Source organism: Nocardia sp. NPDC058497, from assembly GCF_042720195.1.
Taxonomy (GTDB): domain Bacteria; phylum Actinomycetota; class Actinomycetes; order Mycobacteriales; family Mycobacteriaceae; genus Nocardia.
This window is the reverse complement of record NZ_JBHXMY010000104.1, coordinates 2,213-13,808: the sequence shown is the minus strand read 5'-3', so window position 1 is coordinate 13,808 and position 11,596 is coordinate 2,213. Positions and strand designations below refer to the sequence as shown.

Here is an 11,596-nt window from a genome sequence, read left to right as displayed (position 1 = left end):
CCCGTCGACGCACTGTAGAACGGCAATCCACCGCTCCGGCCCGTAATCACCCGACCAGCCGTCAACACGGGTCGACGCCGGGTTGCAGGCGCGCGACCGCCTCCACCGCCACGCCGTACCGGCCCCGACCGAAAGAAGAGTTGACCGGCACACGAGCCGGTCTGATAGAGTCGCGAACGCGCTCGATGAGCGCACGCCGATGTAGTTCAATGGTAGAACTTCTGCTTCCCAAGCAGACAGCGCGGGTTCGATTCCCGTCATCGGCTCTCGTCCGCCTCCCCGCGTATTCAGGCCAGACCTAGGCGCGGGGAGTTTTTTTGTGCGCGGCCGGCGGTGGGGTGGGTGGGTTCTGTAGCCCGTGCCCGGTGAGTTACCCATGTTCTCGCGAGTTCAGGCGGCCGGAAGCAGCCCGCATGCAAAGTGCGAAATTTGCTGCCGCGGAACGCCAGTGGGTCTAGGTCTTCACGGGCGGCGTGGACCCATCTGCGGTCGATCCTCCGAAGTTGCGTAGCAACCACCCACCTCAGGCATGTGATAACCTGCCACTGACCTGCCGATTGAGCGGTTTTGAACAAAATACTGAGGACGAATGCGGGGGTATCGATCCTATGAGTCAGCCACTGTCTTTCCAACAGCCGACGATCGTCATCGGATCTGCGGATGCCGCCGCCTACCTGAGCCAGATGGACATCGCGATCGAGCACGTCGTGGACGCGATCGAGACCGGCGAGATCCAAGCGGCAAACCTCACCGAACACCATCCTCCGACTGGCGCAGGCCTCACGAGGTGGATTCATGTCGTCGGCAGGTTGCGTCACCTGCTGGCCGGCACCAATCAATGGGAAGGCCGGAATCACCGCAATCGGCCGTTCTCCATCTGGGCAGACGATTCGTACACGCTGTCCATCGTCGGCGGGAACGAAGCTACCGGCATCGCCGATCATCCAACCGGCCCGCTGGCTGCCAACCGAAAAGGGAAAGCGACCTCGGAAGCGGTGAACAGCACACTGCCGCTCATCACCGTGGAGACGCTTCTCGGTGGCGGCTCGACCGACGACGCCGAAGGCTGGAAGAGCAGGCCACCGCGGGGTGCATGGTTCCTCCTGTACCACCGCGACAGCGAGTCCATCAGGCTCGAAGTTTCGCTGCCACTAGGATTCGATGACGGGCAGTTTACGGGTTGGAAGGTGCGGGTCATCCTCGATGAATGGAGGCCGGAAGTTGTCACAGCACGGCCGAACGACATCGGAGGCGGTGACGTCGACTTCGAGGTTGCCGAGGCAATCTGAGAAGTATCTCGACCCGGACAGGATCCGGGTAGCGCGGATGCGCCGAGGGATGACGAAGGTCGAGCTGGCACGCAAGCTCGGAGTCACCCCCGGCACTATCGCCCGATACGAGGCAGGCGAGGCGCCCAACGCTCTCGCCTGCGTTCTCGGCGACATGCTGGGTTTCCCACCGGACTATTTCGATCGCACCGATGCGCCAATTTTCGACCCGGCCGAGGTTCGTTTCCGCGCGGCGCGTCGGGCGGGCGCCCGTCAACGCGACGCCGCAGCAGCTGCTGGGGTGTCCGGTATCGAGATCGATCGCTGGATTTCCACCAGGTACGTCCTTCCCGAAACGTCGCTACCGTCGCTGGTCGGCGACGACCCGAAGACCGCAGCGCAACTTCTGCGTGGATACTGGGGACTCGGGACGAAACCGCTGCCGAATCTGGTGCAGCTCAGCGAGTCTCGTGGCATCCGTGTGTACACGCTGCCATCGGTGGCCGATACGGTCGACGCTTACTCGATATGGCACGCTAACACCCCTTATGTGTTCCTCGCCCGGCGGAAGTCTCCCGAACGCATACGGTTCGACCTCGCCCATGAGATCGGACACCTCGTCCTGCACGACAACGAGCCGTCCCACACCGCCGCCGCGGAAAAAGAAGCCGACGCCTTCGCATCGGAATTCCTCATACCGTCGGCCAGCATGACCGAATACCTGTCCCCGACGCCATCGGTCGATGACATCCTCGCAGTACGCGAGCAATTCAAGGTTTCCGCGATGGCACTGGCTTTTGCCGCACACAAAGCTGGCCGCATCAGTGATTGGACATACCGCCAAACGTGTGTCGAACTGTCGACGCGAGGGTTTCGATCATCTGAACCCGGCGGCATGCCGAACTACGAGATGTCACGAGTGTTTCCACAGGTCCTGAATCGGTCGAGCACAAAGCGGGTGGTCACCGCCCGCGTCATCGCCGACGATCTGAGCCTCCCGCTGGGTGACGTGCACGCGCTAACCTTCGGTACCGAGCTGCGGACCGCGCAAGAAACCGAAGTGACCAGTGCCACCAACCGCAGTTCGCTGGTCGGCCTTCATCGCCTCCGCGCGGTCTGAACGCCGAGATCTAAATGCCCACTGGGTTGTCACACCGGCGCGTGGCGGGGCCAGGGACGCAGCCGCTCGAGTTGAGCCGCGGTGGAAAGCAGCAATCCCTCGCCGCCGGGCGCGGCCGCCATCTGAACACCGATCGGCAGTCCATCGACGGACCGTCCCGCCGGTATCGTCACCACCGGATATCGGGCCAGGTTGAACGGCAGAAGGAATGGGATGAGCCTGCTCGCAGCGAGGTGGGTCCGGATCATTCCGGCGTTCGCCGCCTCGAGGGCCACCCGAACCTGCGGGTCGACTCGCACTCCGGGTGTCGGCGGCACAACCGTCACACCGATGCGTAGCGCCCGATCCGGCTCGGCCACCGCTTTCCGGTAGCAGTCGGTGCCGGCGAGCACGTCGAGCATCAGTGCAGCGTCGGCGACCGTGGTCGCGATCGGGCCCAGCTCCGACATACCTCGCCAGCCCGGCCCCGTGCGCGGCACCAGTCCCGGCCCAGGCTTCAGACCGACCAGGCCACAGCACGACGCCGGAATCCGGATCGACCCGCCGCCGCCGGACGCCAGCGCCAGGGGGACCATCCCGGCCGCGACTGCGGCCGCAGAACCGCCGCTCGACCCTCCGGACGTGTACTCCAGATTCCACGGATTGCGGGTCACCCCGAACGCCACGCTTTCGGGGCCCGCCCCCTGACCCCGCTCGGGCTGGGGGTTTGGGCCCCCCACCTGCCCACCAGCTGCCCGCCGGCGGCGGCGGTGTTGTTGTTCTGCTCCCGCAAGCGCGGCGGACAAGGCGGCTGTCCCGTGTCGTGACGGACACCCCGCGACATCGACGTGGTCCTTGACCCCCACGGGGACCCCCGCCAACGGCAGCAGCGCCAGGTCGGTCCGCCGGGCCAACGCCCTCGCCTCCGCGCCACGGCGCTTCCAGTGCAGCACCGTCGACCGAGCCCGACGAGAGTTTGAATCGGCGCGATCGATACGCGCCAGCCTCAGCTACCCAAACGCACGCAGTCCGCCGCGATCTTGGACTGGGCAGCGCTCACCTTGGCCGCGTCGTCCTCGCCGAGCAGCTTCGCCGGATCACCGGACTGCGAGTTGGACACCATCACCCGCAACCCGTCCTGCGACATCCCCGAGTCGAGGAAGACCTTCGCCGCGCAGTCGGCGAGCTCGGGGTTCTTCAGCCCCTTGTCCTGCAACGACTTCGACAGCTGCTCCTGGGTGACCGCGGGCGCGTCGTCGCCACTTCCACACGCAGAAAGCATCGGCGCGGCGATCAGCGCCGCGGCGATCAGACAGATTCGCACTACTCGAGTCCTCTCGATCGACGCGCATCGGCCGATGCGCAGCCGTGGAGGATCATGCCGCACCACCGCCCCCGGGGCCACACCGAACCTCCCACCCGTAACTGACTCGCGAGTAAGATAGCCCCATGGGAGACAACATCACCACCCGCTTCGAGAGCGACCGCGCATATATCACCTTGAACCGGCCCGGCAAACACAATGGGCTCACGCTGGAAATGCTGCGCGATCTGGTCGCCGCGGCCCGAAAAGTGTCCGAGCACAAAGAAACCCGGGTCGTCATAGTGAGCGGTAACGGACCGAGTTTCAGTAGCGGACTCGATATCGCGGCCGCCACCCGCGACCCCCTGGCTATCATCCGCGAATTCCTGCCGCGACCGTGGCGCGGCACCAACACATTCCAGGAAGCCTGCTGGGCCTGGCGACGCCTGGACGTTCCGGTGATCGCCGCCGTGCACGGCCGCTGTTTCGGCGGCGGATTGCAGCTCGCGCTGGCCGCCGATTTCCGCATCGCCGCGCCGAGCGCGGAATTCTCGGTCATGGAAGCCGCGCACGGCCTGATTCCCGACATGTCGGGGGCCGTCTCGTTGTCCCAGCTCATCGGCATCGACCAGGCCCTGCTGCTGACCATGACCGCCGACCCCGTCGATGCCGCGCACGCTCGGAAAATCGGCCTGATCACCAACATCGCGGACGACCCACAGGCGGCCGCGGAAATCCTCGCCGACCGGATCACGGCCCGCGATCCGCGCGCTGTCGCCGCGGCCAAGCGCCTTTTCGACCGCTCCTGGCAGCGGAATTCCCGCGCGACCTTCGCCGCCGAACGCGCGGCCCAGGTGCCATTGCTGCTGCGTAAGGCACTGACTCGCAGCTAGCGCCAGGCAATTGGACAATTGTTCACGCCGACTCACCAATCGAGAGAGCCCACCCCGCCCCGATTGACTGTTAACATCGCTGCGATTCATCCATCAGTCGAAATGTAGTCCGCGACACAGTTGAACCTGGAGCGTCCCCGGATTTCGGCGTGACCTGGAGGCTGGCGACGATCGTGAACAAGACCGGTCCCATCCTGCTGGCCGCACTGGCGGGTGCCACGGCCTTGCTGGTGAGCGAAGCGACGCCCGCCGTGGCAAATCCGAACGCGATCAACCCGATTCCCGTCCTCAACGGCACCAACGGCCTGCCCGCGCTGCACGGGCGCACGCAAGCCGTCTTCCAGGTCACGGGCATGGCGAGCCCGAACAACACCCAGAACTACAACGTCCTCGGCACCGACCTCGGCATCATGTGGGACAACGGCCGCGGCGAGATGCTGACCGCCTTCGGCGACACCGCGGGCATCGGCTTCCCGAACCTGCTGGCGGGCAGCACCTGGGCGTGGCGGTCCAACATCCTGGTCCGCAGCCACACCAAGGACCCGTCGGGCGGCATCTTCTTCGACAGTGTCGTGCGCGATCTCATCGGCCAGGCGCGCGATCTCATCCCCAGCCCGAAGATCCCGTTCCTGGAGATCAGCCGCATCCCGACCGCCGGCATCTCCGCCAACGGCGTGCAGTACCTGTCGCTGATGTCGGTGAAGACCTGGGACGCGCCGGGCGAGTGGACAACGAGCTACTCGGGCCTGGCCGCCTCGGCCGACAACGGCGAGACCTGGGCCGATCTCACCCACACCCGCCGCCCCGACGAGGGCGGTAACAGCAACTTCCAGATGAACGCCTTCCTGAAGGACGGCGGCTTCGTCTACGAGTACGGCACCCGCTCCGGCCGCAACAACGACGCGTTCATCGCCCGCGTCCCGGAAGCCCAGATCGAGAACCTCGGGGCCTACGAATACTGGGACGGCGGCGGCTGGAAGCTCGATGACGTGAACGCCGCGGCCCCCATCATGGGCGGCGTCGGCGAACTGTCGGTGATGTACAACGAGTACCTCGGCCAGTTCATCTCCCTGACCACCGACCCGTTCAACTCCGTGGTGATGCGCCGCGCGCCCTCCCCGCAGGGCCCGTGGAGCGCCCCCGAGGTCCTGATCGACACCCGCGAACTCCCCGCCGCCTACGCCCCGTCGATCTTCCCGTACCAAACCGGCCGCGACCTCTACTTCATGACGACCATCCACACCCAGTACAACGTCGTCCTGATGCGCACCCGGCTGTAATTTCCAGCAGCAGGCGCCAGTCCACGCAGGCGCCCCGTTCGATGCCGAACGGGGCGCCTCGCGTCATTTCCGCGTCCTAGAGGGCCTGGTCCTTGGTCTCGACCAACGCCTTGGTGCAGACGAAGCTGAGCACCGCGAGCGCGGCCAGCATCACGCCGATCGCGATGCTCCCGTAGGCCGCCGACAGCGGCGCGGCGATCAGCGGGGGAATCGCCCCGCCCAGGACGCCGGCCAGGTTGTAGCCGAGTCCGGCGCCGGTGTACCGGTATCGGGTCTGGAACATCTCCGGCAGGAGCGCGCCACACGGGCCGTAGGCGATGCCGAAGATCGCCAGGGTGGTCCCGACGCCGATCGCGAAGGCCACCGGGGATTTGGTGTCCAGCAGCGGGAACAACACCAGCGCCCAGACGACGGCCAGCCCGCACGACACCATGATGACCCGGCGGCGACCGAGACGATCCGAGTACAGCGCCGAGACGACGATCGCCGCGCCGAAGACCAGCGCGGCACCGACGCCAACCGTCAGCACGAACGGCCTGCTGAAACCGAGGGTCTTGGTCCCGTAGCTGGTGAGGTACGCGGTGCCCATATAGAAGAAGGCGAACAGCAGAGCCAGCGAACCGGCCGAGAGCAGGATCTCCTTGGTCTGGAAGCGCCAGGCATCGAGGAACGGCAGAGTGTTCGGTGTGCTTGCCGCGGTGTCGAGTGCCCGCCGTGCCTGGTTCGCACGGAACACCGGCGTCTCCTCGATGGCCAACCGCACGTACAGGCCGACGGCGACCAGCACGATGGAGAACAAGAACGGGATCCGCCAGCCCCACGTGAGGAAGATGTCATCCGCGTCACCGAGGACCGCGCCGGTGATGAGGAAGGTACTGCTGGACAGGATGAAGGCGAAGGCAGGCCCGATCTGCGGGAATATGGCGTAGCGGCCACGTTTGCCCGGTGGGGCGTACTCCGCGGTCAGCAGGGTCGCGCCCGCCCATTCGCCACCGACCGCGAATCCTTGGCCGATTCGCAGCAACACCAGGATGATCGGCGCCGCGACGCCGAGGGTGCCCGCGCTCGGCAGCATGCCGATGAGCATCGTGCACATACCCATCAGCAGCAGCGTCGAGACGAGCGTCTTCTTGCGGCCGATCCGGTCGCCGTAGTGCCCGAACAGCACGGCGCCGACCGGCCGCGCGATGAAGGCGACAGCGAAGGTCGCGAAGGAGGCGACGGTGCCCGCCGTCGACCCGAGCGCAGGGAAGAACACCTTCGGGAACACCAGGGCCGCGGCGGTGCCGTAGATGAAGAAGTCGTAGAACTCGATCGTGGTGCCGACGCAACTCGCAATGGCGACCTTGCGCATACTCGTACCCGGCGGCGTCGGGGTGACCGCCGCCGTATCTGGAGACACTCTCACTGCTGTGTTCCTCTTTCTCTGCCCGTTGCGGTGCCCGGTCGGCTCGCTGGGTAAGAGCAAAATAGTGATCTGGCTCACGTAGCAGCTACCCCCGAAAAGGGGTGCGCGGCGGACGATGTCCGGTGAGTACCTGGGTGGCTCACCGGGAACGGGCTACCATGACTCCAGGCCACGCGGCAGCCGCGTCGCTGCCAGCACGCTTGGTGACTCTGGCCATGAATTGCGGGGAGGCGGAATGCGCGCGGCGGATTGGGACGCGCGGTATGCCCAGAGTGAATTGATCTGGGGCGCACCGCCTAACAGCACGGTGGTCGAATACGTCTACGGCCTCGATCGCCGCGTCGCGCTTCTGCCCGACGAAACCGGCGGCACCCCACCTCCGCTGCCGCGCGCGCTCGATCTGGCCTGCGGCGAGGGCCGCCACGCACTCTGGCTGGCCACCCACGGCTGGCACGTCGACGCCGTCGACTTCTCCCAGGTGGGCATCGACAAGGGCCGAACGGTAGCCGCGCGCCTGTCCCGCTCGGTCCGCTCCCGGGTGAACTGGCACTGCGCCGACATCACCGACCTCGCCGCAGCCGGGATCACCGGGCCGTACGAGCTGATCCTGATGGTGTTCGTGCATCTGCCCGCCGAGCAGCGCGGCGCCCTGCTGCGCGAACTCGCCGCGATGATCTCCCCCGGCGGCATGCTCCTGGTCCTCGGCCACGACACCCGCAACCTCACCCAGGGTTACGGCGGCCCGCAGGACCCGGCGATCCTGTTCACGCCCGAGGACATCCGGGCCGAACTGGGCGCGGCGGGCGACCACCTCACGATTCGCATCGCCGACGCCGTCCTGCGCCCGACCGAGGGTCCCGACGCGATCGATGCCCTGGTGGTCGCCGAACGCGACCTGCCGGAATCAGGCGAAGCGTCCGCGTAGCTGCTCGGCGAATTCGCGCGCTGAGCTGAGGTCGTCGGCGCTGGGCCGCCCCTTGTTCAGCCCGCCGAAGAGCCCGAGCGGCCCCATCGTGTCGAGCCCGCGGCAAGCGAAGCCACCGACCACCTCGAAACCCTTGCCGGCGAGCTGGTCGCCGAGATTGCGCAGGTAGGGGCGAAATCCCGGCTCGGGCAGCCCGCTGGTGGCGAAGACGAACGCCTCCTGCCCCGCGCCGGCGGGCAGCGCGTCGACGAACTCGCGCAGCCGCGCGTCGAGCGTCATCCAGTACACCCCCGACCCGAAGCCGACCAGGTCGTACTCGCCGAGCTCGGCCGCGCTGACCTCCGCCGGGTCGACCACCCGCGCGTCGAGCACCGACCCGATGACGTCGGCGACCTTCCTGGTGTTGCCGTGCGACTTGGACGTGCACACGATGAGCGCTTTCATGGTGCCCCCTGCCTCTCGAACGAAGCTGTCCACCGAAGCGTAATGGGCGCTGCGGGCGCAGCCCTCATCAGACCTGCGCATGGCCGGAGCGCAGGCGGAGGTACGCCTAACGCCAGCGCTCGAACCACGGAGTGACTGTCGCCGCGATCACGTCGAATCCGGTCCGGAACGAATGCGCCTGCTTCGGAATCACTGTCACCTCGGCCGCGTCGGCGGCATCGGGCACCCCGAACGGGTCGCTGCCACCGTTGATCACCACGACCTCGATGTCACCGGGCGCCAGCAGTTCGTCGCGCCTGCTCTTCTCCGGTTTCCCGGGCGGATGCAGCGGGAAAGACAGCGCGATCACCCCGCGCGCACCCACCGCGACGGCCGTCCGGCACGCCACCCGCGCCCCGTTGCTGCGACCCCCCTGGACAACCGGCACCCCGGCAAACCGATCACGCAACGCGGCGACGATCTCGAGCCACGCCTCGTCCTGCCTGTCCGCCGACCCCGGCGCCCGCCGCCCGGCAACCCGGTACGGCTGCACCACCCTGGCGACGGTTCCACCGGCTTCGATCGCCGAATCCCTCACCGCCAGAATGTCTTTCGCGTCGACGCCACCGCCGGCGCCGTGCGTGATCACCAGCAGGAAGGCTGGCTCGGCGACCTCGTCGAGCTCGATCTCGGCGGGTCCGGCACTCGTCTCGATGCGCACACCTCACGGTAGCCCCGCCGCCGCGGCGAGCAACATCTCCGCGCTCGCGCGTGTTTTTCACGTCACATTGCCCCCGGACCCCTTTGCCGAGACGATTACCCACCGGTAATATGGTCAGTAAGTTACCCGCGAGTAGCATGCGGAAAACCGGCAAGGCTACCCCGGTGGACGTCAGACGGGCGGGAACGGCGCACAACCGACCGCACCAGACTCAATGGAGAGTGAGTACTCACATGGGCCACTACAAGGCAAACGTTCGCGACCTCGAGTTCAACCTCTTCGAGGTCCTCGGCATCGACAAGCTGCTCGACGCCGGCACCTTCGGTGACCTGGACACCGACACCGTCAAGGAGATGCTCTCCGAGGTCCGTCGCCTGGCCGAGGGTCCGCTGGCCGAGTCGTTCGCCGACGCGGACCGCAACCCGCCGGTGTTCGACCCGAACACCCACACCGTCTCCATCCCCGAGTCCTTCAAGAAGTCCTACAAGGCTCTCGAAGAGGGCGAGTGGGCCAAGGTCGGCGTCGTCGAGGAGCTGGGCGGCCTGAACGCTCCCTCCGCCATCACCTGGGCACTGTCCGAGATGGTGCTCGGCGCCAACCCGCCGATCCAGATGTACGCCGCGGGCGCGGGCTTCGCGCAGGTCTTCTTCAACAACGGCACCGACGAGCAGAAGCAGTGGGCGGCCAAGATCGCCGACCGCAACTGGGGCGCCACCATGGTGCTGACCGAGCCGGACGCCGGCTCCGACGTGGGCGCGGGCCGCACCAAGGCCGTCAAGCAGGAGGACGGCTCCTGGCACATCGAGGGTGTGAAGCGCTTCATCACCTCGGGTGACTCCGACGACATGTTCGAGAACATCATGCACCTGGTGCTGGCTCGCCCCGAGGGCGCCGGCCCGGGCACCAAGGGTCTGTCGCTGTTCTACGTCCCGAAGGTCCACTTCGACTTCGACACCGAGACCTACGGTGACCGCAACGGCGTGTTCGTCACCAACGTCGAGCACAAGATGGGCATCAAGGCCTCGGCCACCTGTGAGGTCACTTTCGGCGGCCACGGCGTTCCCGCCAAGGGCTGGCTCGTCGGCGAGATCCACAACGGCATCGCGCAGATGTTCGACGTCATCGAGAACGCCCGCATGATGGTCGGCACCAAGGCCATCGCGACCCTGTCGACCGGTTACCTGAACGCGCTGGAGTACGCCAAGACCCGCGTCCAGGGTGCCGACCTGACCCAGATGACCGACAAGGCCGCGCCCCGCGTGAGCATCACCCACCACCCGGACGTGCGTCGTTCGCTGGCCATGCAGAAGGCGTACGCCGAGGGCCTGCGCGCGATCTACCTCTACACCGCCGCCCACCAGACCGAAGAGATCGCCGCCGCGGTCTCGGGTGCCGACAAGGACGTCGCGTTCCGCGTGAACGACCTGCTGCTCCCGATCGTCAAGGGTGTCGGCTCCGAGCGCGCCTACCAGTACCTGACCGACTCGCTGCAGACCTTCGGTGGCTCCGGCTTCCTGCAGGACTACCCGATCGAGCAGTACATCCGCGACGCGAAGATCGACTCGCTGTACGAGGGCACCACCGCCATCCAGGCGCAGGACTTCTTCTTCCGCAAGATCGCGCGTGACCGCGGTGTTGCCCTGGCCCACGTGGCAGGCCAGATCCAGAAGTTCCTCGACGCCGAGGGCGCCAACGAGCGCATCAAGGGCGAGCGCAAGCTGCTCGCCACCGCGCTCGAGGACGTCCAGACCATGGCCGCCACCCTGACCGGCCACCTGATGGGCGCCCAGGAGCAGCCGACCGAGCTGTACAAGGTCGGCCTGGGTTCGGTCCGCTTCCTGATGGCAGTCGGCGACCTGTTCATCGGCTGGCAGCTGCTGCAGCAGGCCGAGATCGCCCTCGCCGCCCTGGACAACGGCGCCACCGGCTCCGACGTCGCCTTCTACACCGGCAAGGTCGCCTCGGCCCAGTTCTTCGCCCGCAACGTCCTGCCCGAGCTGACCGCCACCCGCGCGATCCTGGCCAACCTGGACAACGACATCATGGACCTCGACGAAGCCGCCTTCTGAGCTGTTCCGCCTCTCCGCGTACTTTGGCCAGACTCAGGTGGGTCTTCGGCTCGAGTGCGCGGCCGGAGGTAGGTGGTGCGGGGAGTTAGCCGGTTCCCGGTGAGTTACCCATGTTCTTGCGAGACCAGTTGATAGGGGGGGGGGTGGCGAACGCCCACACCGCGGTGGGTTTTTGGGTGTGGTGGTGGGGGCCTCGCTGGGGAGGCC

11 protein-coding genes and 1 tRNA gene are annotated in these 11,596 nt (G+C 66.8%); 7 read left to right on the top strand and 5 right to left on the bottom strand.

The genetic code is table 11. The features are described 5' to 3' along the window. Nucleotides 1-195: 195 nt before the first annotated feature. The 3 genes from ACFWPJ_RS10225 (at nucleotide 196) to ACFWPJ_RS10215 (ending at nucleotide 2,388) form a co-directional block, all read left to right on the top strand. Nucleotides 196-266: transfer RNA gene (locus ACFWPJ_RS10225), tRNA-Gly, on the top strand. A gap of 342 nt (nucleotides 267-608) precedes the next feature. Next, on the top strand, nucleotides 609-1,289 hold the full coding sequence (locus ACFWPJ_RS10220; protein ID WP_378849399.1) for a hypothetical protein: 681 nt from the start codon (nucleotides 609-611) through the stop codon (nucleotides 1,287-1,289). Beyond that, nucleotides 1,204-2,388, top strand: a complete 1,185-nt coding sequence (locus ACFWPJ_RS10215; protein WP_378849397.1) for an ImmA/IrrE family metallo-endopeptidase — start codon at nucleotides 1,204-1,206, stop codon at nucleotides 2,386-2,388. Before ACFWPJ_RS10220 ends, ACFWPJ_RS10215 begins: the two co-directional genes overlap by 86 nt. 29 nt (nucleotides 2,389-2,417) lie before the next feature. Here ACFWPJ_RS10215 and ACFWPJ_RS10210 read toward each other — a convergent pair whose 3' ends face one another. Further along, nucleotides 2,418-3,362 carry an amidase family protein gene (locus ACFWPJ_RS10210; RefSeq protein ID WP_378849407.1) on the bottom strand — a complete coding sequence of 315 codons (945 nt, stop codon included), beginning with the start codon at nucleotides 3,360-3,362 and terminating at the stop codon, nucleotides 2,418-2,420. An 11-nt stretch (nucleotides 3,363-3,373) separates the two neighbouring features. Continuing rightward, on the bottom strand, nucleotides 3,374-3,691 hold the full coding sequence (locus ACFWPJ_RS10205; protein ID WP_189034426.1) for a hypothetical protein: 318 nt from the start codon (nucleotides 3,689-3,691) through the stop codon (nucleotides 3,374-3,376). 125 nt (nucleotides 3,692-3,816) lie between these two features. Between ACFWPJ_RS10205 and ACFWPJ_RS10200 the strand changes: the two genes are divergently transcribed. Together ACFWPJ_RS10200 and ACFWPJ_RS10195 are read left to right on the top strand one after the other, a co-directional pair. Next, on the top strand, nucleotides 3,817-4,563 hold the full coding sequence (locus ACFWPJ_RS10200; RefSeq protein ID WP_378849395.1) for a crotonase/enoyl-CoA hydratase family protein: 747 nt from the start codon (nucleotides 3,817-3,819) through the stop codon (nucleotides 4,561-4,563). 173 nt (nucleotides 4,564-4,736) lie between these two features. Further along, on the top strand, nucleotides 4,737-5,843 hold the full coding sequence (locus tag ACFWPJ_RS10195) for a DUF4185 domain-containing protein (protein ID WP_378849405.1): 1,107 nt from the start codon (nucleotides 4,737-4,739) through the stop codon (nucleotides 5,841-5,843). Between the two features lie 76 nt (nucleotides 5,844-5,919). Here the strand turns inward: ACFWPJ_RS10195 and ACFWPJ_RS10190 are convergent, their stop codons facing one another. Further along, on the bottom strand, nucleotides 5,920-7,197 hold the full coding sequence (locus tag ACFWPJ_RS10190; RefSeq protein WP_378849403.1) for an MFS transporter: 1,278 nt from the start codon (nucleotides 7,195-7,197) through the stop codon (nucleotides 5,920-5,922). A 289-nt stretch (nucleotides 7,198-7,486) separates the two neighbouring features. On the opposite strand from ACFWPJ_RS10190, the gene ACFWPJ_RS10185 reads away from it, so the two are divergent. Next, a complete protein-coding gene (locus tag ACFWPJ_RS10185) occupies nucleotides 7,487-8,176 on the top strand; it encodes a class I SAM-dependent methyltransferase (RefSeq protein ID WP_378849393.1) in 690 nt (229 codons plus the stop codon). Here the strand turns inward: ACFWPJ_RS10185 and ACFWPJ_RS10180 are convergent. Then, a complete protein-coding gene (locus tag ACFWPJ_RS10180; RefSeq protein WP_378849391.1) occupies nucleotides 8,156-8,620 on the bottom strand; it encodes a flavodoxin family protein in 465 nt (154 codons plus the stop codon). The two genes, ACFWPJ_RS10185 and ACFWPJ_RS10180, sit on opposite strands and share 21 nt — an antisense overlap. Before the next feature lie 106 nt (nucleotides 8,621-8,726). Further along, nucleotides 8,727-9,320, bottom strand: a complete 594-nt coding sequence (locus ACFWPJ_RS10175) for an alpha/beta family hydrolase (protein ID WP_378849390.1) — start codon at nucleotides 9,318-9,320, stop codon at nucleotides 8,727-8,729. Nucleotides 9,321-9,553: 233 nt separating this feature from the next. Here ACFWPJ_RS10175 and ACFWPJ_RS10170 point away from each other — a divergent pair, with 233 nt between their 5' ends. After that, nucleotides 9,554-11,389, top strand: a complete 1,836-nt coding sequence (locus ACFWPJ_RS10170; protein ID WP_378849401.1) for an acyl-CoA dehydrogenase — start codon at nucleotides 9,554-9,556, stop codon at nucleotides 11,387-11,389. Nucleotides 11,390-11,596 lie beyond the last annotated feature (207 nt).